A 20,875-nucleotide genomic window follows, 5' to 3' on the forward strand; every position below is an offset into this window, starting at 1 on the left:
CTCCTATCTAAAACTTAGTCACATATGTATCTTCCACATACGTCTCAGGCGTTGCTTCCTCTACCACCCCTGATTTTGGGTCAAAAATAAACTTTTTCTTTAATCTCTCATAGAGTACGGAACCAACTGTTTCCATAACCTGCTGCATCATATCCGGGTCATCGAAAAGCTTTCGGAAGAACTGGTCGTTCTGCTCATATCGCTCTGCTGCCATGTTCGGGAAATCTTTTGCAAATAGCAACATAAATGTGGAACGGTCATTATTCTTAGCGTAGCTTTGCCACTTCTCCTGCGTTGCATAATCATTCTCCATCTGCACAAGTACCTTATCCATCTCTGTAAAATTCGTCCCATATTTGTCATTTATCTTGTCTATAATTGCAGTCAGCGGATCTTTCTTAGGTTCACGATGTCCGGCTTCTCCAGAGATAGGAGTAAAACCACCATCCGTGCTTTCCAGCTCAATCGGTCCTTCGTAATCCTTTTCCAGACGATAATACTCTAAGAGAACTTTATCATCTATATCAATCTTGCCTGCTCCACCACCTTTTGGAAGCATAGTGTATAAGAACTTCGCGTAAACACTGAATTTATGGATATCCTTATCAAATAGTCTGCATACCTGTGTGATATAAGCATATACACGGTTAAAGCTTGCAAGTGTAGACTTAAATACATCCTGTCTCTCTATCTCCAATACATGAAAACGGTCTACTGCCGGACGCAGCTGTCCCTGCAATTTACCCAGATCACCTGCTGTCTGTTCTTCCTTCTGATAGAATAAATCCGCAAATTTGTCTACCTCTGAAGTCTGATATACCCGAAATCCATCCAGGGTATTCTTCATATCATACACAACATTCGGGTCAGTCTCTTCCAATAATACTGTCTCTTCATAAAAAGGTTCAAATGATGCTTTAATATCTTCTGCTGAATTAACAAAATCAAGTACAAAAGTATCCAATTTCCCTCTTGTGGTTCTATTGAGTCTTGATAAAGTCTGTACTGCTTTTACCCCGGATAACTTCTTATCCACGAACATGGTATGGAGCAGTGGTTCATCAAAACCGGTCTGATACTTCTCAGCAACAACCAGTATTCCATAATCATCCGTATGGAACGCTTCCGGCAAGGACTTTTCCTTGATTGTCTCTCCAGTCTTGGTCTTATTCATTCCTTCTTCTGTGTAGGGCGTACCATCATCATTTACTTCACCAGAGAATGCCACCAGCACTTCAAGGTCTTTGTATCCTTTTTCCTGAATCTGACGTCTGAATTCCTGCACATAACGAACTGCATGAAGTCTGGATGGTGTAACCACCATTGCCTTTGCCCTTCCACCCATCTTATGTCTGGTCACATTCATAAAATGTTCCAACATAATCGCTGTTTTCTGTGAAATATTATGTGGATGCAATGTCTCATAATTCAAAATTGCTTTTGCACCGGCTGTCGTATCAAATACCGGGTCATCCTCTATTGTCTTCGCAATCTTGTAATACATTTTGTATGTCATATAATTCTGAAGTACATCCAGAATAAAATGCTCCTCAATAGCTTGTCTCATGGAATATACATGAAAAGGTCGATAGCGTTTGCCCTCAGGGTCACTTGGGTCTTTCTGCCCAAACATCTGTAATGTCTTACCCTTTGGTGTCGCAGTAAATGCAAAGAAGGAAAGGTTCTTATGAATACCCTGAGATGCAAGTTCATCCAAAAGACGATCTTCATCATCCTTTCTATTCTTCTCCTCCTCTTCTTCCATCTCGGCATATTCTTTCAGAATCTCTTCCGTATCTGCCAATGCCCGTTTCAGTTTTTTCGCTGCATCACCAGTCTGTGATGAATGTGCCTCATCTACAATAATGGCAAATCTCTTGTTTGCTGCATTTACCTCTTTATAGATAACCGGGAACTTCTGTAATGTTGTAATAATAATTCCCGCACCATTTTCGATTGCATCTTTTAATTGCTGTGAGTTCTTATCAATCTTCTGAACCACTCCTTCTACATGGTCAAACTGATAAACCGTTGACTGGAGCTGGCTGTCCAATACCCGCCTATCTGTTACAATAATGACAGACTGGAAAATCTTCTCATCCATATCATTGTGCAATCCCGAAAGCCTGTGAGCAAGCCAAGCAATGGAATTTGACTTACCTGAACCTGCACTGTGCTGAATCAGATAATTCTTACCTGAACCATTTTCCTTCACATCTGCAAGAAGCTTCGTTACCACATCCAGCTGATGATATCTTGGAAAAATCATTGTCTCTTTCACAAGATTGCCTTTTTTATCATATTCCTGCTGTAAGTGCATATACTTCTGCAATATTTCAAGAAGTCTGTCTTTGCATAACACACTCTCCCATAGATACGCAGTATCATAACCGTCCGGATTATTTGGATTACCCTTACCACCTACATTTCCGGCTCCAGCACTTCCCTGATTAAAAGGTAAGAAATATGTATGTGCACCTTCCAGTCTTGTAGCCATATACACATTTGTAAGGTCTACCGCAAAATGCACCAGTACACGCTCCTTGAATGCAAATATGGCATCCTTTCCGGCTCTGTCAAACTTATACTGATTGATTGCATTCGTGGTACTCTGTCCGGTAAACTGGCATTTCAATTCCATAGACACTACCGGAATACCATTCAAAAACAATACAATATCAATGCTATTCTCATTCTTCAATGAATAATGAAGCTGTCTGGTACAATGGAGAATATTAGCCTCATACTGTATTCTGCTTGTCTCATTTAAGGAGGTCTCCGGTTTCCAGAAAACAGCTCTAAACTTGATTCCACGGTCTATAAATCCATGACGCAGTACATTTAGAAGGCTTGTCTGCTTTACTTCACGGGAAAAACGGTCGATTAACTGTTTCTCTGCCATAACATCATAAATCTTAACAAATCGCTCCCACTGCTTGGGCTGGCTGCTCTTCACAAACTCGATAAAAGTACCTTCATCCAAACCACTTGTACGGTTAAATGAAGATGGTTCACCCTTGGTATATCCACCTAAGTGAATCAAGTAATCTTCGATATCCTGCTCAAATCTTTTTTCTTTTACATCAAAATCTGGCACCGACTACACCTCCTTCTTTCCTGTTACTACTTCGTAGATAAGGGATTTTTTGTATTCCATCAGTTTATTAATAAATAATTCTGTGTTATCAATTTTTCCGTCTATTTTCTTGCATTTTATCTCAAGTTGTTCCAATGCATCTATTTGATATTCCATCGAGGAATTGTAAATGACATTCTAGACAACAAATCTTGATTCATATTACTTATATTAGAACCCTGACTATATTTTTCTAATTGCTTTCTAAAATCAGGACTTCTGAAATAATAAAGCAAAAATCTACTATCAATTATGTCAGGTCTAATATTTCTGAATCTAATACAAAACCCACTATATGTAAGCGGAAAAGTAATATTGTTTACCATTACTGCTCTTCCAACTAATTCCTTACTTCCATTTGAACGGACAAATACAATGTCACCATCCTTCAAATAATAATCTTCTGAAATATCTGACTCCGTAATAACTGTAGAAAACTGTTCTTCATTGTCTAAAAAGAGATACTGTTTAAAATCACCAACCCCCAAAAATTTAACTCTTATTCCTTCTAATGTATCAGTGAAGTTCAGTCCATTTTTCATCTGACTTATAAATCCAAGATGGCAAGAAATACCTTCATTTACGTTCGTCACTTCATTAATCAACGATAATTTGTATTCCTTCAACTTTTCAATGATAGTCTGCTGTTTTTCTATAATAGCATCAATCTGGGAACACTTTGAATCTAGATACTTAACAATTCTACATTGCTCATTGTATGGAGGGACAATTATTGGATAATTCATCAATGTTTCTGCATTCAAAGTCCATCTATTTTCATATGACACACCTTTTCCATGTGCGAAAAAAGCCATCATCCAATACTGAACTTTAAAATAATAATCGTAATAATTTGGATTGTGTCCCTCACAGTATCTTAAATTAATATATGCAGGACTAATTACCCCTTTAATCTTTGAAATACTGCAATTCGCACCACTGTATAAATCCATTGGGTTAATAAGCAAATCATCTACATCAACAGGATTATAATTGTAATAACTTTCTGCTATCTGTCCCTCATTATTCGATATATCACGTACTTTCACACCAGCTCTTGCCAGTGAAAGCACTATTGGGTTTTCTTGATGAGCCTCTTCCTTCTTTCTAACAAATCCATGTTTTACTCGCTCAACATTCCAGTCTGATGGAATATCACCCATCCACCGAATCCCACTATCCTTCATTTCTCTCATAGGTCAAACACCTCCTCAAGACTTCCGGACAGTTCTGTTTCCAGCTCCATAATTTCTGCCATAATCTCCGCTGATGGTCTTGGTGCCTCATACTTGTAGAAGTATCTTGTAAAGGGAATCTCATACCCAACCTTGGATTTCTTCTCGTCTATCCATGCATCCGGTGCAAATGGAAGTACCTCGCGCTCAAAATATTCCTTAATATCTTCCTTGAGTGGTACATTTTCTGTATCTCTAAGAGAAGCATCCGGTTGAGGTTTTTTATTCTTCAGAATAGGATTTCCCTCTTCGTCACACAGTGGTCTTTCCACCACAATCTTTGTATATCCAAAATCAGCATTATCATAAATCTGACTTATCTCATTCTCTACAAAATCTCCATAAATTTGTGTAATCTTTGCAATATCCTTCTCGGAAATATCATTACGCTTATTTCCAAGTGCTTTACGTCTCTTCACATACAATTCATTGGCATTGATTAACTGAACCTTTCCCTCACGGACAGTTCCAGCTTTTTTATTGGACAATACCCAGATATAAGTAGCGATACCTGTGTTGTAGAAAATATCATTTGGCAAGGCAATAATTGCTTCCAGTAAATCATTTTCAAGTATGTATTTTCTGATTTCGGAAGGACCGGAACCTGCATCGCCCGTAAACAAAGGAGACCCATTATGAATAATGGCAATTCGGCTTCCTCCTTGTTTTATATCCTTCATTTTTGAAATAGCAGTCATAAGAAACAACATCTGTCCATCGCTTGCTGCAGGAAGTCCTGCTCCAAATCTACCGCCAAACCCAAGCTTTGCTTCCTCTTCTACCTTTGCCTTTTCATTCTTCCACTCACGACCGAAAGGTGGATTTGAAATAATATAGTCAAATGTATTCCCGGCAAACTGGTCATCTGATAAGGTATTACCATTCTTAATATAATCCGCATTATTTCCTTTTATCAGCATATCGGATTTACAGATAGCAAAGGTCTGGTCGTTAATTTCCTGTCCGAATGACACCAACTCTGTTGACGCATTAAGACTATGTAAATATTCCTCTGCAACAGAAAGCATTCCTCCGGTTCCGCAGGCAGGGTCATAGATGGTCTTTGCCACATTATTACCGGAAAGAATATCGTTGTCATCATTAAACAGGATATTCACCATAAGCTGTATTACTTCTCGAGGAGTATAATGCTGTCCCGCATCTTCGTTATGGGACTCTGAAAACCTTCTGATGATTTCCTCAAAAATATAGCCCATTTCAAGGTTGGAGATTTCATCCGGGTGCAGATTTCCTCTATCTGTTGTGTACTCCTTCAGCACTATGTAGAGAATCCCCTTGTTTACCATGGTTGTAATATGTCCGTCAAACTTGAATTTCTCCAGGATATTCTGCACATTCTCAGAGAATCCATTCAAATAATCTCTGAAATTATCTTCAATATGATCCGGGTCATCCATCAAACGCTCAAATGTGTATTTACTTGTATTATAAAAATCAAATTTAGATGCCTTACGGAGCAGTACATCTTTCATCGGCAGATTTTTTACTTCATCATATTTCCTTAAAACTGCATCCTTAGTATCGGATAAAATACAGTCAAATCGTCGAATCACTGTAAGTGGCAGTATTACATCACCATACTCATGAGCTTATATACTCCGGTTAGCTTATCCGCTATCGCCCATATCAAGTCTGCTTTCTGATTTATCTTCGTACTTCTTGTCGCCATTTTTTCTTCCTCCTGGTCGATTTATTTCTCTTTTTTCACTTTGCTGTCATCAACATAATCAACAAGATCTGCAAAATTACAGTTCAGTTCCTTGCAGATTCTTTCCAACACAGACAGCTTTACAGATTCACCATTTGTCATCTTTGCCATCGTACTGGAACTAAGACCGGTTTTCTTACATAAATCGCCTTTATTCATGTTGTTATCAATCAGCAGTTTCCATAATCCGTTATAACTAATTGCCATAATTTTTCCCTTTCTCATCAACAATACTATGCCAATTAACACTGGTACCATTATACCACACAAATTGCGAATACTCAATTTGCATTTGCGAATATAGGATATCGTTTTTCAAAGAAAAGGGAGCAGCATATCTAACCCAAAAATCTTACAAGAAGCCAAAAACTATCTTACAAGAAAAACAACCTATCATCCATTTTACCCTCGGGTACGAAATCTCTATTTTTACATATCTTATCCGCATATCCGGTTGTAATAGGAAGCCTCATTTTATGTGTTGAACCCACATGCAACTGCGACAAGTAAAGAATCTGTGTAAGAATATGCGCCATTGAAACATCACCACATTTTTTCTCAACTAAGATTGGATTAGGTGAACCTTTCTTATTCTTCATATCTGTAGTAACCAGATATCCCTTGTTATTGTTGTAAACACAGTATCCCATTGCAGGATTCATAACCTTATCATCTTGTAGTAAGATAAGTTTTGAACTAACATTCTTTCTGACTTCAATAATGCTGTACTCTATGCCCTTTGCCCCGAAATAGTTCCTGTACCAATCATCGTTTTCATTACTGAAACCATCTCTATGAATAACCACATTCTTTGGCATCTCTCCATATCTGTCTTCATAAGAAAAAATCACCTGATCAAATATATCCTGCAATATTCTTGTTGTTATCTTCTCTCCTTGCTGTGGAGTCGTAGGTTTATAAAACCCAAGTAGCCTGCCATATTTATCAAAAACTACTGAACACGCTGGATAATGAATTCCCTTTGCAACTGTTGCAACATCAAGACCAACAAAACAATCTACATTTCCCGGCATATCTTTTACAATCCATGGAATACCTCCAGTTTTACCAAGGATTCCAAGAATAATATTATGAAGGTAATACTTTGATTTATTGCCTTCTGATTTACCTCTGACAAATAGTTCAGCTGTTTTCATACTTATCATCTGCGAAGGAATATTTGCTTTTGCCCATATTGTCTTAAATGGATTATATGGTCCATCCTCATCAATGCTGTCTGGAATAAGTGCAATTACAATGTCTATTCCCTTAACCTTCTGCAATCTGTTGGCAGCTCTCTTATAATCAGTCAAATCTCCAAGCTCGTATTCTTCCTTAATCATTGGGTCTGCCTGAATATCGAGTAGTCCCTCCACTATGTATTTATCTTTTTCGCCTTGATACTTTCCAAGCTTTGCAAATGAATAAATTTCATTTACAACCGCCTTCATCATGTCAAATGTATTCTTAGGATAAATGTATCCAATCCTTATTTTTCTATCTGTCTTCCGATAGATCCATAATTAAACACCTGAAATTCCTTGCCACATTCGAGAGCTTTATCCTTACCACAAATCAATTTAGGTAAAGGAACCATTCCTTTTGTATATCCTATTTCTTCAACTGTACATGTTCAGTGTTAAATTCCAAATCAGCCAACTCAGAAAGAGAACCTATATCCTTAATAAAATCTATATTCAACTGTAATCTGGTTTGCATATCTCTCTTAACATATGAATCTATCTGAAGCGAAAAAGGAGCATCTATCTGTCCAACTTTTTCTCTTGTCAGTACAGGTTTCAACGCCTGCGGATAATATGGATATGATTTACCCGGTTGCAATTCCACTTTAACCACTTTTGTATCATCAGGATTTTTTCTACACGATATCCTTCTTTACGCTCAATATAGTATGCCTTAAGACTATCCGCAAAATCCAGTTTATCTGTAACTGTAAAGTCACAGATTTCCGTTAAAATACCTGTCTGATTGTTCTTCGCCCAATCATTTTTCACTTCCATCCCAATAGGGTCAACACCTTTTACCAAATAATCATTTACTGTAAGATTTGAAGTAAAAATACTTCCAGTATCAAGTCTAAGATAAGCCTTTCCATTATCTAATATTTCAACCCAGAAATTGTATTTTCTTTCAAGACTTATTTCTTTGTTCTTAGATATAAATGTTTTGAATCCTTGATTTGTCATAATCCATTTACTTGTGACACTACTCTTACATGAATACTTACGATATTTATCATACACCATTACCTCTGATAAATTTTGTGTAATAAAATGTTTGATTAACTCACAATATATCTTTCTGTTCTCCAGACTGGTAGTTCCTTAAATCCCTCGTATTCAATGGTAAAATCGGCATTGGGGACAGTTCCTTCAATTTTCTCAGTAGTATATATCCTCTTTCCATCTTCAAATACTCCCACATGAAAATAATTTCTTAGTTTCCATGCAGCACCTCTGATAATTGAAAATGCGTTATCAATCTTCTGTGTATGTAACTGATATACATGTAAGCACGTTGCTCTGACAATATCTTTAGAAGAAAACACTTCCATACGTAAATCCTTTTCCATTTGAACCTCCAACTATATATAAGTTTGTATATAATATTTCCATGCTAACTTAATCTTACGACATCACCAGTCGTATTAATGCGACTGGTGTAGAAATTAATACAAAAAAAGAAGCCAACACATGACTTCCTTTCTCACTTATTTTTCATAATTTTTTACTGCTTCTTTTAATTGTTCTTGCAATTCATTTCTTAACTTCTCAGGTTCTATCACCTTAAACATATTTGCATACTGCATAAACCACCCTGTAAGTGTCACACTATTCATCTTTGAAAACACAGCTCTGCAACTTCCATTTGCTTGTTTCCTTACCTTTACACTACTACCTGCAAAATCATATAAAATTGCGTTTGTAACCTGATTTGGCTCATACTCTACTTCAATCCTTATGGATTCTCCAGAAAAATGATTCACACTCTTTTCAATATACTCCTGAATATACAATTCCGGATTTTGACCTATCTTTTCCTTTGCATCAATCGAATACTCTTCTGATATTGTCAAATTCTCAACACGGTCAAGTCTGTAACTTGTCAATCCATCATGATTGTCGTGCGACCCTATAAGATAATAATTATTGTCCGACCAATATATCGTATACAGATTTAAGATATAAACCTTTCCTTCTCGTCTAAGAACCTTCTCCATGTTGTCGTTTATCTCTGTGTATTGAAATTGTATCTTTTTATGCATAAACATGGCTTCAAGCATTATTTCTATATATTCACCAAGTTTTGTATCTACTTCTACATTACAAGATATAGGCATCATCATATGAGAAAATCTACTTCTTCCTCTCTTGCTGGTAAGTTCTAACAGTTTTTCTCTAATCTTATTAGCCTCTGCGACCGATACACATCTGGCCTGCTGAACCGCATCCATCATAACCTTAATCTCCCAGTCATCAAATGCATGCTTGTCCATATACCAGCCTGTTTTTTATCCTTTGCCTGTTCTATTGGATAGCCACAAGACTGAAGCATCTTTACATCTCTATATATTGAACGACGATCCGTCTTGCCTATTACATATTCGTTTTCAAGCTTATCCACAATCTGAGTTGCATTGACTGGGGTCTTTTTATCAGTTGTTTGAAGTATCTGCAATACTCTGATTACCTTTTCTTTACGTTCTGCCGCCATAAAGTTATCCTCTCATACATTTATTATCTTCAATCTTTTCTTTATACTTATCACTATTCCTACAAGCCTTCGGAGTCGGATGAGCTCCCCCACCTTGCCAATCACCAGTTATCTGCCAAATTTCATAATAATACAGCCACTCAATAGCCCACGGCACAATAGTTTTAGCTATTGAATAATGCTTCATCCATTCTTTATTTCCTGGTTTATATAAACAAAGCTGAACTGTTCCCGCATTGAAATCAGCGTTATATTTATGAGGAATTTTCATATATGTTTCTGAATCCAATTTTTCATTCACAAGCCAAGTCAAAGGACTTTTTCCAATTCTATACTCTATTTTTATTGTATATTTTTTAGAAAATGGTCCTGTTTTAACAACCCCAACCCACGTCAATACGCCGTTTTTAATATTAGCTTTTGATTCTGGATACATTAGCTCTAAATCTGTTTTTTGATCAACAAGTCTAAGCAACGGTTCTCCAAAATACTTTTTCTTTTTACTCTCCATAAAATGTATGCCCCGGTATCGGTTTTGAATCTTCATCCACTACAGTAGAAACGCCACCCTTTAGATTACTTGTATAAAGATTTTGATTCTCGCGCGCTATTCTTGTTTCTTCTCCAATTCTATTGTATGCCCTATTGGTTACCTTATCGCCAAAACATGATTTAACCAACTTACTTTGCTCAACCACACCTTCAAGAAGCATAGGCTTTGTAATAATTTCCTCTTTCGCTCTTTCCAACCAATCAAAAAATGCTTTTGCTTTTTCTGGCTCAATTGCCCACTTATCAGCAAAATTCTCTTCTTCCATAACGGGATTACATATTTTGTATTTTCCACTTTCATCTTTCTCAATATAGTAAGCCATACGACTTAGAATCCCATTTAAAGCATCATATACATTCGTCTCATTATTGTACGCCCTTGCAGCTAGAGTAGTAATTATTATTGAAATTGGAGCTACCCCTTCTTTGTCATTAGCAAAAGAAATATCTCTATGTCTTTTAAGAAGCTGAATGGCTTTCTGCAAAGGTGTTCTTACAGAATATGTAGGTACATCATCTATTTCAACTTGATTTTTCATTGCAAAAGTCCTCTTTGACTCCAAAAGAACTGTTTTCATTCTGTCTTCAAACCACAACTTATATTTTGCTGGATTACTAAATTTATCAATATACGAACCATTATCTAACTTATGAGTCAGCCTTATTTCAGTCTTTTCAGGTTCAATATATAAATGATTCTTAGGCACAGAAGGCAAAATGTCCATATGAAATTCATCATATCGAAGTGTCCAACATCTCTTTCCCTCATCTTCTAACATTTCATTATATGTTTTATGTTCTTTAAGCCTTCGACCTACTATTTCCTTGATTTCAGATGCCTTCATCTCACCTCCATTTTTCAACAGACATACAAGATCAATATCATAATCATCTTCATCAGATATAGGTTTTATCACAGTTCCTAAATTTACAGAACCCTGTGGCATTATCTTAACATCCAAACTGGGATCACAATCACCCAACCACTTACCAACAGCGTCATAACTTTTAATTGCCTTGTCCAACATTGTATCTGATATGGATATTTCATCTACAATATATTCATATAGTTTATTAATATAATTTTTCTGCTCTTCTACCATTTATTTACCTCCAATCGTAATTGTTTCAATGAAGTCTTTCGACTGTTCTACCTGATCATAAATAATAAGTGTAGGATCACATTTTGGCATATAATCCATACCTGTTCTAATAGCAAGTGAATTAGGCATTGCCGGAAATACAAGAACCTCTTTAATTTCAGGATTATCATTCTTTATTGTTTCCATACAATTCCTAAAAGCTTTGATATAATCATCAATAATCCCCTTATTAGTAACAAAAAGTCTATTAGGATTCTCAATCGTAATCTTGTAAGTTGATATTTCTCCAACTGTGTGCTTTACTCTAGAATCAATTATGTCTGCACTTAGAGAAATATTTATAGCAACTCTTTTCTGATTGACCTGTTCTGGCATTTGGATAATAAAATTCACAATATCCTTATTATCTCTATCCCAAGACCATTTATCTTCTTTTCTATGGCACTGGAATACTGATATATTAGCAATATCACTGATTTTTTCGCCCAATTTAATTAACAATGGAATTGGCGCAAGTGCAAATATCGAAATATTTTCATTTTCATGAATGCACTGTTTTATGACTCTTTCCACGCCCTGTTCTATTGCTTTCTCTTGAACAAAATAGAACTCTTTTGTACCATCACTAAAAGGCATATTAGAAGAACCAATTAAATTAATATATCTTTCACTCGGGATTTTCTTATCACTCACTAATGCTTTACAAAATTGGACATTATCAAATTCAGGTTGATAATTTTTGATATTTGCAAAATAGCCTACCATATACGATTGCTGTACATTATCATATTCAGTCAACCAATAAACTCTGTTTTCATGGCTTTTCTTCATCTCTCTAAGCCTTACAACAGGATATATCTCTGGATTGTCATCTATGGTCTTATGACATTTCGCACACATAAGCATAAGATTATCTGTAGAATTAAGCTCTTCAACGTCCATTACTTCTCTATATCTTGCGCCGCCTTTACTTACCGCTTCAATATGTGCTTTCTCCCCATAATTTCCAGTTTCCATTGTAATTGGATTTATACCAAGGAAACAATTACATCCCTCGAATTCACATCGTCCTGCCGATATCCCCCACAAAGATCTTTCAATTTTAACTGGTATTTCTCTGTTTCTATCACTTTTCATCCTTTCACCACCAAACTTATGTTCTGTTTCATTAAATAATATCACAATTTTTTCCCATTTTCAACACGTAGCAACTATATATAGTGTATTTGCACTTCATCCGTCATAAATATAGTATAATTTAAACATACATACATCATATATAAACATTTATCGTTAGAAAACTTCCTTTTTCATGTCATCGTTATTTAGTACTTACCCCCTCAAAATATGTTTCTCAACTCCTTTTATAACTCTATCCTATTATATTATATGTCGCATTAATGTGACACACAAGAAAAAATTATAACTTATTAAATATCTACTAAAATAAATTCAGGTACTATAACACTCGCCATAGCACCCAAACCATCAAAACTCATCTACTATTTCTTTTATACTCGTCCTTCTTTGCCTGCATTCCCTCCTCATATATCCTGTCGAACACTTCATATCGTTCCTGATGTGCCATATTGACTCCCAACTTATCAATCACACGATTAAACATCTTAATCCCGGCAAAATACTCCATATCTCCATAATTAAAAACCTTAGATAACACATCCACTGGACACTCTGAAATCTTCCCCGCATCAATACCCAACATATTCATCTTTTCTTTTATCTGTTCCGCTCGCTCTTGTATAAATTCTTCTGACTTATGCTCCTCATAATAGTCTGTCAAAAGCTTGGCTTCCTCATAGACAGAACTAAAATCTGTGCTTAGCCCCACAGTTTCAAAATAAGCCTTTACCATCGCAAACGCCGAATCTGTTCCTTTGGTATCAAACGGATAACAACGGACTTTTTCAGCTACACTCATTCTCATATAATCAGCCTTATCAGCTGGTAATCTCATCGTTTCACCATACTCCCGAATATCATCATTCTGTAAGCCAGGTTCAACATTCACAGCCATGACATCAGTATCTGTTTCTACAGTGCTTTCAGCATTTGTAATGGCAGTCTCTGCAAACGTTTCTACCTCTGTTTCAGCTCATCATCTACAACCGCTTCAAACTCTGGTTCCGCAATTACATCTGCCTCAACAGCATCATCCAAAGCAGTATTCTCTACTTCCACAACCTCAGGCACCCGATATGGATTCTCCGGCACATTATCTTCTACAACCTCCGCCATATCCTCCATATCTCCAACCGGTATCCGCATTTCCAATTCAGCCTCTGCCAGACTTCCATCCCTCTCAAGGCACCGTTCCACCGCTTTCAACTTCTTTCGATTATCCTTCTTTTGAAGCTTTATCTGTTCCAAACGCTCCCGGTATTCAGTCTCCGAAGCTTCAGACAATTCCAAATCTTCCGCAGTCTTGCATGACCTTTTCTGTAAAACCCTGTCCCTGTACATTTCCTTCTGTGCCTTGCACAGTTCCTCATCCACCTGTTGTAATCGTAGCTTCAAGCGGAACAAATCTCCATATGACTTCACATCATACTTGACCACCACCAGATACTCTTCCTGAAGCTCATGCATTTTCCGTATCTGCTCATACAGATAAGCAGATTTATAAGTAAACCGCTTTTTCTCAGCCAGCCGCAAACGATACATCCTTGCATAGCACTTTCTCTGGTACGGTGTAAGAACAGCTTTTCTGACCGGCAGCAATGAAACAGTTCGATTTACAGGAGATGCAAGACTCGCGTTCCCATATCGAAACATAGCTTCCAGACTCTCCCTGCTCAAATCCTCCGAAATGGTATCCAGTCTTTTAAACCGCTTCATCCCCGGAATCTTTACAGCGATATGCTTGCCCTGTTTTACTTCAAATCCCAGCTTCTCCAGAAGGAAAATAAAATGCTCCATATTTTCTGCACTAATGGCACAAAATAAGGCATCCTGCTTGATCCATTTGGAAAATGCCTGCTCACGTTCCCACTGTGGTCTTGCCATATTCTTCGGTTCCTTGCTGTATTCAGCCGGAGTGATATGAAGTCCGTATTCTTCACAGAGCTTATTGGTTATGGGCTGGAATTTGTATTTCCAGTCACCATCCCGACACTGAAACTTGTATCCGGTCACCATATTTACACTGTTGATTACGATATGGGCATGAAGATGCTCCCTGTCTGTATGGACAGCCACCACCGTCTCATATTCCCCTGCAAATGCCTCCTTGGCAAACCGCATTGCAATATCATACATAATCTCCGGTGTTCCCTCTCCGGGTTTCAGGGATATTACAAAATGATATCCTTGCCTTCCTCCGGTTTTGCCAAACATCTGCTTTGTCGCCTTCATCTGCTGGTAAGCCATCTCCGGCAGGCAGTTGATACCGCCTGCCAGATTTGCTTCCCCAAGCTTTTTCGGTTGTAAAATATAGTTGATGGAATGCTCCAGATGAATGTCTATTCGAGCCTTGCTGCTTGCCTTCATATGCATCATCTTGGTTATTGCCACCTGTTCACCACCTCCTGTAATAAGTCCTTTATCTGTTCAAGCAGATGATTTCCCGTCCGCATGGTGCTGTCAAAGACATAACCACACCCGTTAGCAGTTCTTGTCATCTGGTTGTAATTGTTGCAAAGACCGGAAATCTGACTGATTAGATTCCGTCTGTCATAAGCAAGCGTTGTATCTACTCTTCCACCATGAGTAATCAGATACCTTACATAATCCGATAATTTCATGTTGTTGGCTTTGGCATCATACTCTGCCTGCTCCCGTTCCTCATCCGACAAGCGGATGGTAAAATTCTTCCTTGGTTCTATCAATTGTCTTCTTCGTCCTATAAGCAATCCCTTCTTTCGTTTCTTTTTCTTTATCCGTCATTGGAAGTTCCCTTTAGGCTACCCTGTTTCCAAAACTTGTGTAGAGAGAATTTGCCAGATACGTAAAACGCAGTGCGTTTTACAGAATCTGGTTAGGGGGAGCAAAATCCCCCCTAAGACCCTCTACATATATGCCCCATTCGGGGCAATTATTTGTAATATCAGCTGTACTACTAGCTCCCATCTGTATTACTGTCGGTATTACCATAAAATAACCTGTATCACACCCGGTATTACTTTTTATAACTTTGTAATACCAGGTGTATTAACTTCTTATGACCTACTTGCCACAGTTACGTCAAAAACGACATCGCATAATTCGCAATATCATCATCCAATATCTCCAAAGATTCTTCAGAAACTTTGGAAGTTTCTTCACTTTCTCCCAGTGTTGTCTGCGATATCTCATGTGATATCAGATTATCAGTCTGCATTACAGCCAGACCTTTCACTTGCTCCTCGACAATCAGCTTCACTGCATTAATAATCCTGTCTGCTTCTCCAGACATTGCATTCTGGATTGCCTCTCTCTGGGCATTCAACTCACAAACAAGACGCTTCTCTCTCTCATCCTGCTTTATGCCCTGAACCACCCTTATCAACGCACTTTTTATAAACTTGCTCTTATCTCCAAAACAGGGTTCTATGGCACCTCCGGTCAAAAAACTCCAGATTTCCATATCTTCTTCCCTGTTCAGGTTCAGACGGAAGCTGATTGTCACACTGTCACCACGTGCCATACTGCCTCCTTTCCGGTTTCCAAGGTTCATACGCTTCAGATATCTTTTGATTGCAACAGCCAAATGCTTTTGCTATAATGTATTTGCGAGATACATAGCGAAGCTTTGGCTTTGCAACCAAGTCCTTTCCTAATCGGATTGGACTTTTTCTTTTGCCTGATAGCCGCATTCCTCAGCCACCATGCCGGCTTTTCGCGTCAGGTCATCACCCGGATTGTAGTAATCTGCATATCCGTAAATCTTCTGCTCGAAGTATTTACGGGGGCATTTCCCACGCATGGTGTAGTACCCTCTAGCATCCAGTTCGGCATTGTATGCCTTAATAACTGCGTATGCCTTTGTCATACCAACTCCCAGAATCTGACTGACTTCCTTTGCATCAATAAATGCTTCCTTTGTTGTTATCATACGTCTCCTCCTTTCCATTAAATTTGCATTATAGATACGGATTCAAAACCTTCTGTTAAATCACTCAAGTTATAACCCGTATTTTTAGTTCGTGTTTAATCATAATACATCTTTTAAAACATGTCAATGGATTTTTACAAAAATACGCACTTGCAATTCGTATTCATTCATGGTATAGTATTTATAACGTTATATATCAGTTAGTTTTTGATACGGATTTCTTATTTTTACGCAAAACACGAATCAAAATAACTGAACAGTAACAGTAATAAAAGGAAGGTGATGATATGGCTTTATCAGATGACCAGCGTTTTGCCATGTATACCGCAGAGGAAATCGGTAATGCAATTAAGAAACGCCGCAGACAGTTAAAGATAACGCAGAAAGAATTTGCCCAAAGACTTGATAAGTCGGAGCGTACCATTCAAAAATACGAATCCGGCGAAATCACCATGAAGATTGATTTAATCAAACAGGTGGCTGATGAACTGGATATTCCGTGGCAGGAGCTTCTGGAAGCAAAGTCTGATAAGATTGGTATCGTATCCGCAGAAGAGGATTTTCCATCTTATCGCTTCCATAACCTGTCAGACGTTATCAATGCTTTATTTGCCATAACAGAGATTAAAGATATTGCATTCCAACTCTCCTGCACCAAACCGCCTGAAAATCCTGAATGGACTTCAGCCCTCATGGTTGACGGCAAAGGAAACGGAACCTATAATGCAGACTTCTGTCTCTTTATGGAAAACTGGATGAATAAACTTGCCGCTTTACAAAGCGGCTCCATAAGTCAGGAACAGTTTGAAACCTGGAAAAGAGAAACTTTGGAATATTACTCTGACAGCTTCTTCTCTGATTTCAGTTCACAGAGAGAAAAAGCAAAAAAGAACAAGGGAATAAAAAAGAAACCCGATTATTCAACCATTCAGATTGTTTCTACCAAAGAAGAGGGCAACTAAAAAACTCATTTATTTTTGCAAAATTGTAGATTATATCATAGCCTTTGGAAAAATGCACCCATAACTTGAATTTTCAAGCTGGTGCGATACATACCGCATTATGCGGTTCTGCTTTAGAACAATATCCGATACAAGATTTTCGGATAATTCTAAAGATACCTACAATTTACAAAGGAGATGATGTTTATGCCAGCTTACAAAGACAACAAGACTGGTAAATGGTTCTGCAAGTTCTACTATACGGACTGGCAGGGCAATAACCGACAGAAGTGGAAACGAGGCTTCGCCACCAAAAAGGAAGCTCTGGCTTATGAAAGGGATTTTCTTGAAAAGCAGTCCGCTAACCCGGATATGACTTTCCAGAATCTCTACGAACTTTATATGGAAGATATGACCGCCCGCCTGAAGCAGTCAACCATCCTGACCAAGAAGCATATTTGTGAAACTCACATCCTGCCTTTCTTTGGCAAGAAGCCAATCAACGAAATCAAGGCTTCCGATGTGAGAAGATGGCAGAATCAGTTGATGAATTCCCCAAAAGGATATTCAAAAACTTATCTGAAAACCATCAATAATCAGCTCACCTGCATGATTAACTACGCAAAACGCTTCTACGATTTAAACACAAATCCCTGTGGTCAGGCAGGAAGCATCGGACAGGCAAAGGCAGAAGAAATGGATTACTGGACTTATGATGAGTATATTGCTTTTCGTGAGGGCATTAAGAACAAGCCTCTATCCTATATCTGCTTTCAGGTACTGTATTGGACCGGAATGCGTGAAGGGGAGCTTCTGGCTCTTACTGCTGCTGATATCGACCTCGCTGCAAAACAGATCGATATCAACAAAACCTATCAGCGTCTTCACGGAGAGGATATCATTACCACCCCAAAGACAAGAAAAAGCAAGCGAAAAGTTCCGATTCCGGATTTCCTGTGTCAGGAACTGCAGGAGTATATGAATTCCCGCTATATGCTTGCTCCGAACGAGAGGCTATTCCCTATTACCAAATCCTATCTCTCACATGAGATGGAACGTGGCTGTAAGAAAACAGGCGTAAAGCGGATACGTATCCATGATATCCGCCACTCGCACGCCAGTTACTTATCAATCAGGGGTGTGATGCACTTATCCTCGCAGACAGGCTTGGACACGAAAAGGTATCCACAACATTGAATACTTATTCCCATCTGTTTCCACATAAACAGCAGGAGCTTGTCAGCAATCTGGAACAACTTGCAGCTACGGTTGGTGTCACGCCAACACCGGAGCCACCAATGGGAAATCCACTGCTTGAAACTATAGGAATTTCCTATGATAGTAACATGGCAAGTGATTCAGCTACTCCGGATATAGCATATGCCAATGCAGGACTTCCATATGGTCCTATGCCAAAAGAAATAGCATCAGGAAAAGTAATCCCGATGCCTCAAAGAAAAGCTATTTAAAAAACAAAACGATGTGAAATAGAGTAGTTGCGGTTAGTAGCAAAATAGTAGCAGAGCAAAAGAAAAAGTCCGGGAATGCCCTGTTTATAAGGCTTCCCAGACTTGTGGCTACTATTCGAACTCAATCGTTGCCGGCGGTTTTCCAGTACAGTCATACAGTACTCTGTTAACCCCTTTTACTTCATTAACGATTCTGGTTGTCACTTTTCCCAATACTTCCCAAGGAAGTTCTGCACTTTCTGCTGTCATAAAATCACTTGTAAGAACTGCGCGTAATGCAACTGCATAATCATAAGTTCTCTCATCGCCCATACATCCAACAGAACGCATGTTAGTCAATCCTGCAAAATACTGACCTAACGTTGATGCAATACCGGCTTTTGCAATTTCTTCACGATAAATTGCATCTGCTTCTTGAACGATGCGTACCTTCTCCGGTGTAACTTCACCAATAATTCGTACACCAAGTCCAGGACCTGGGAATGGCTGACGGAATACAAGGTATTCTGGAATTCCCAATTCCAGTCCCGCTTTTCTTACTTCATCTTTAAAGAGCAGGCGAAGCGGTTCAATAATTTCTTTAAAATCAACACAGTCCGGAAGTCCTCCAACATTGTGGTGACTCTTGATGACAGCTGATTTTCCAAGTCCGGATTCTATTACATCCGGATATATTGTTCCCTGTACAAGGAAGTCTACCGCACCTATTTTTTGTGCTTCTTCTTCAAATACGCGGATAAATTCTTCTCCGATAATTTTACGTTTTGCTTCCGGCTCTTCTACTCCGGCAAGTTTTTTATAAAAACGATCCTGTGCATTTACACGAATGAAGTTCAGATCATAATGACCTTCTGGGCCAAATACAGCTTCTACTTCATCTCCCTCATCTTTACGAAGAAGACCATGATCTACAAAGACACAAGTCAGCTGCTTGCCAACTGCTTTGGAAAGAAGTACCGCTGCCACAGATGAATCTACACCGCCGGACAATGCACATAATACTTTTCCGCTGCCAACTTTCTCACGAACTTCCTGAATTGTTTTTTCAACAAAGGAATCCATTTTCCAGTCACCCTTGCATCCACATACGTTATACACGAAATTACTAAGCATTTTGCTTCCTTCCTGGGTATGCATAACTTCTGGGTGAAACTGTACCGCATAAAGATTTTTCTCTGGAAGTTCCATAGCAGCCACCGGACATACTGGTGTATGTGCAGTAATTTTAAAATGTTCCGGCGCTTTTTCAATATAGTCTGTATGGCTCATCCAGCAAATTGTATCTGGTGATACATTTTCAAATAATTTTGATGTAGTATCTACAGCAACTTCTGTCTTTCCATATTCACTGACCGGTGCTGTTGCCACATTACCGCCAAGCATGTATGCCATCAGCTGGGAACCATAGCAGATACCAAAGATCGGAATTCCAAGCTCAAATATTTCTTTCGGGCATCTCGGAGAATCTTCTCCGTAAACACTGTTTGGTCCTCCGGTAAAAATGATTCCTTTTGGATTCATTTCTTTAATTTTTTCTAAACTTAATGTGTATGGATGAACTTCACAATAAACGTTACATTCTCTGACACGTCTTGCGATTAACTGGTTATATTGTCCTCCGAAATCAAGAACGATTACTAATTCGTTTTTCACGTATTTTCCTCCTCAAATAGGTTCTCGTTTTCCAAATAAAAAATGCCACTGACATTACAAACGCCAATAACACGTTTTTATTATAATGTAGCAATGGAAAATTGACAAGAGAATTCTCTAAATCTCTAAAAATTCTCTTGCATAGGGCTTATCTGCACTTACACGGGAGTTTGACAGTTGAATCATTGAAAATCACCTTGCAGGCCTTATAAAACCTGCATTTTTTATGTCAAATTTTATGTTTTTATATGTACTTGTTTGTAATAGTGTGA

Annotated in this window: 21 protein-coding genes; 3 read left to right on the forward strand and 18 right to left on the reverse strand. The window is 38.2% G+C overall.

Annotation, left to right across the window (positions count from 1 at the left end; all coding sequences use genetic code 11):
• Window positions 1-7: 7 nt before the first annotated feature.
• The 17 genes from DWX73_RS06570 to DWX73_RS06655 all read right to left on the reverse strand — a co-directional run bounded on the left by DWX73_RS06570 (window position 8) and on the right by DWX73_RS06655 (window position 16,540).
• Window positions 8-3,097 (reverse strand): type I restriction endonuclease subunit R, encoded by a 3,090-nt coding sequence (locus DWX73_RS06570; protein ID WP_118348006.1) that lies wholly within the window; start codon window positions 3,095-3,097, stop codon window positions 8-10.
• 140 nt (window positions 3,098-3,237) lie between these two features.
• Window positions 3,238-4,332, reverse strand: a complete 1,095-nt coding sequence (locus tag DWX73_RS06575; protein ID WP_118348008.1) for a restriction endonuclease subunit S — start codon at window positions 4,330-4,332, stop codon at window positions 3,238-3,240.
• Window positions 4,329-5,945, reverse strand: coding sequence for a class I SAM-dependent DNA methyltransferase (locus DWX73_RS06580; protein ID WP_242996675.1), 1,617 nt, complete (start codon window positions 5,943-5,945; stop codon window positions 4,329-4,331). Before DWX73_RS06580 ends, DWX73_RS06575 begins: the two co-directional genes overlap by 4 nt.
• A gap of 137 nt (window positions 5,946-6,082) precedes the next feature.
• Window positions 6,083-6,307 carry a helix-turn-helix domain-containing protein gene (locus DWX73_RS06585; RefSeq protein ID WP_118348010.1) on the reverse strand — a complete coding sequence of 75 codons (225 nt, stop codon included), beginning with the start codon at window positions 6,305-6,307 and terminating at the stop codon, window positions 6,083-6,085.
• Window positions 6,308-6,474: 167 nt separating this feature from the next.
• On the reverse strand, window positions 6,475-7,554 hold the full coding sequence (locus tag DWX73_RS06590; protein ID WP_118348012.1) for a Piwi domain-containing protein: 1,080 nt from the start codon (window positions 7,552-7,554) through the stop codon (window positions 6,475-6,477).
• A 345-nt stretch (window positions 7,555-7,899) separates the two neighbouring features.
• Entirely contained in the window at window positions 7,900-8,307 is a 408-nt protein-coding gene (locus DWX73_RS06600) for a hypothetical protein (protein ID WP_118348016.1), read from the reverse strand.
• A gap of 95 nt (window positions 8,308-8,402) precedes the next feature.
• Window positions 8,403-8,693 (reverse strand): hypothetical protein, encoded by a 291-nt coding sequence (locus DWX73_RS06605; RefSeq protein WP_118348018.1) that lies wholly within the window; start codon window positions 8,691-8,693, stop codon window positions 8,403-8,405.
• Window positions 8,694-8,831: 138 nt separating this feature from the next.
• Window positions 8,832-9,578 carry a helix-turn-helix transcriptional regulator gene (locus DWX73_RS06610; RefSeq protein WP_158556831.1) on the reverse strand — a complete coding sequence of 249 codons (747 nt, stop codon included), beginning with the start codon at window positions 9,576-9,578 and terminating at the stop codon, window positions 8,832-8,834.
• Entirely contained in the window at window positions 9,575-9,835 is a 261-nt protein-coding gene (locus DWX73_RS06615) for a hypothetical protein (RefSeq protein ID WP_118348023.1), read from the reverse strand. Before DWX73_RS06615 ends, DWX73_RS06610 begins: the two co-directional genes overlap by 4 nt.
• Window positions 9,836-9,839: 4 nt before the next feature.
• Entirely contained in the window at window positions 9,840-10,346 is a 507-nt protein-coding gene (locus tag DWX73_RS06620) for a hypothetical protein (protein WP_118348025.1), read from the reverse strand.
• Entirely contained in the window at window positions 10,336-11,490 is a 1,155-nt protein-coding gene (locus tag DWX73_RS06625) for a nucleotidyltransferase domain-containing protein (RefSeq protein WP_118348027.1), read from the reverse strand. Before DWX73_RS06625 ends, DWX73_RS06620 begins: the two co-directional genes overlap by 11 nt.
• Window positions 11,491-12,672, reverse strand: coding sequence for an SAVED domain-containing protein (locus tag DWX73_RS06630; RefSeq protein ID WP_147334778.1), 1,182 nt, complete (start codon window positions 12,670-12,672; stop codon window positions 11,491-11,493). It lies immediately after the preceding gene.
• A gap of 313 nt (window positions 12,673-12,985) precedes the next feature.
• Window positions 12,986-13,525 (reverse strand): hypothetical protein, encoded by a 540-nt coding sequence (locus DWX73_RS06635; protein ID WP_118348031.1) that lies wholly within the window; start codon window positions 13,523-13,525, stop codon window positions 12,986-12,988.
• A gap of 62 nt (window positions 13,526-13,587) precedes the next feature.
• Window positions 13,588-15,021 carry a relaxase/mobilization nuclease domain-containing protein gene (locus DWX73_RS06640; RefSeq protein WP_118348033.1) on the reverse strand — a complete coding sequence of 478 codons (1,434 nt, stop codon included), beginning with the start codon at window positions 15,019-15,021 and terminating at the stop codon, window positions 13,588-13,590.
• Window positions 15,012-15,335, reverse strand: coding sequence for a plasmid mobilization protein (locus DWX73_RS06645; RefSeq protein ID WP_147334779.1), 324 nt, complete (start codon window positions 15,333-15,335; stop codon window positions 15,012-15,014). Before DWX73_RS06645 ends, DWX73_RS06640 begins: the two co-directional genes overlap by 10 nt.
• Window positions 15,336-15,685: 350 nt before the next feature.
• On the reverse strand, window positions 15,686-16,132 hold the full coding sequence (locus DWX73_RS06650; protein WP_147334780.1) for a hypothetical protein: 447 nt from the start codon (window positions 16,130-16,132) through the stop codon (window positions 15,686-15,688).
• A gap of 129 nt (window positions 16,133-16,261) precedes the next feature.
• Entirely contained in the window at window positions 16,262-16,540 is a 279-nt protein-coding gene (locus DWX73_RS06655; protein WP_242996676.1) for a hypothetical protein, read from the reverse strand.
• 287 nt (window positions 16,541-16,827) lie between these two features.
• Between DWX73_RS06655 and DWX73_RS06660 the strand changes: the two genes are divergently transcribed.
• The 3 genes from DWX73_RS06660 to DWX73_RS13955 all read left to right on the forward strand — a co-directional run bounded on the left by DWX73_RS06660 (window position 16,828) and on the right by DWX73_RS13955 (window position 18,950).
• Window positions 16,828-17,502 (forward strand): helix-turn-helix domain-containing protein, encoded by a 675-nt coding sequence (locus tag DWX73_RS06660; RefSeq protein WP_242996678.1) that lies wholly within the window; start codon window positions 16,828-16,830, stop codon window positions 17,500-17,502.
• A gap of 186 nt (window positions 17,503-17,688) precedes the next feature.
• Window positions 17,689-18,678, forward strand: coding sequence for a site-specific integrase (locus DWX73_RS06665; RefSeq protein WP_330413516.1), 990 nt, complete (start codon window positions 17,689-17,691; stop codon window positions 18,676-18,678).
• Window positions 18,675-18,950, forward strand: coding sequence for a hypothetical protein (locus DWX73_RS13955; RefSeq protein ID WP_330413517.1), 276 nt, complete (start codon window positions 18,675-18,677; stop codon window positions 18,948-18,950). The genes DWX73_RS06665 and DWX73_RS13955 overlap by 4 nt, the downstream gene beginning before the upstream one ends.
• Before the next feature lie 111 nt (window positions 18,951-19,061).
• Here DWX73_RS13955 and guaA read toward each other — a convergent pair whose 3' ends face one another.
• Complete coding sequence (gene guaA, locus DWX73_RS06670; RefSeq protein WP_118348039.1) at window positions 19,062-20,603, reverse strand: glutamine-hydrolyzing GMP synthase; 1,542 nt, start codon at window positions 20,601-20,603, stop codon at window positions 19,062-19,064.
• Between the last annotated feature and the right edge of the window lie 272 nt (window positions 20,604-20,875).

It is taken from the genome of Coprococcus sp. AF21-14LB, assembly GCF_003458885.1.
Classification (GTDB): domain Bacteria; phylum Bacillota; class Clostridia; order Lachnospirales; family Lachnospiraceae; genus UBA9414.

Excerpts from the sequence above, each read along its gene's own strand:
- DWX73_RS06635 (WP_118348031.1), bottom strand. The coding sequence starts at position 13,525 with ATGGCTGTGAATGTTGAACCTGGCTTACAGAATGATGATATTCGGGAG.
- DWX73_RS06600 (WP_118348016.1), bottom strand. The coding sequence starts at position 8,307 with ATGACAAATCAAGGATTCAAAACATTTATATCTAAGAACAAAGAAATA.
- DWX73_RS06590 (WP_118348012.1), bottom strand. The coding sequence starts at position 7,554 with ATGATGAAGGCGGTTGTAAATGAAATTTATTCATTTGCAAAGCTTGGA.
- DWX73_RS06585 (WP_118348010.1), bottom strand. The coding sequence starts at position 6,307 with ATGGCAATTAGTTATAACGGATTATGGAAACTGCTGATTGATAACAAC.
- DWX73_RS06655 (WP_242996676.1), bottom strand. The coding sequence starts at position 16,540 with ATGATAACAACAAAGGAAGCATTTATTGATGCAAAGGAAGTCAGTCAG.
- DWX73_RS06660 (WP_242996678.1), top strand. The coding sequence starts at position 16,828 with ATGGCTTTATCAGATGACCAGCGTTTTGCCATGTATACCGCAGAGGAA.
- DWX73_RS06650 (WP_147334780.1), bottom strand. The coding sequence starts at position 16,132 with ATGGCACGTGGTGACAGTGTGACAATCAGCTTCCGTCTGAACCTGAAC.
- DWX73_RS06665 (WP_330413516.1), top strand. The coding sequence starts at position 17,689 with ATGCCAGCTTACAAAGACAACAAGACTGGTAAATGGTTCTGCAAGTTC.
- DWX73_RS06575 (WP_118348008.1), bottom strand. The coding sequence starts at position 4,332 with ATGAGAGAAATGAAGGATAGTGGGATTCGGTGGATGGGTGATATTCCA.
- DWX73_RS06615 (WP_118348023.1), bottom strand. The coding sequence starts at position 9,835 with ATGGCGGCAGAACGTAAAGAAAAGGTAATCAGAGTATTGCAGATACTT.
- DWX73_RS06625 (WP_118348027.1), bottom strand. The coding sequence starts at position 11,490 with ATGGTAGAAGAGCAGAAAAATTATATTAATAAACTATATGAATATATT.
- DWX73_RS06605 (WP_118348018.1), bottom strand. The coding sequence starts at position 8,693 with ATGGAAAAGGATTTACGTATGGAAGTGTTTTCTTCTAAAGATATTGTC.
- DWX73_RS06610 (WP_158556831.1), bottom strand. The coding sequence starts at position 9,578 with ATGATGGATGCGGTTCAGCAGGCCAGATGTGTATCGGTCGCAGAGGCT.
- DWX73_RS06620 (WP_118348025.1), bottom strand. The coding sequence starts at position 10,346 with ATGGAGAGTAAAAAGAAAAAGTATTTTGGAGAACCGTTGCTTAGACTT.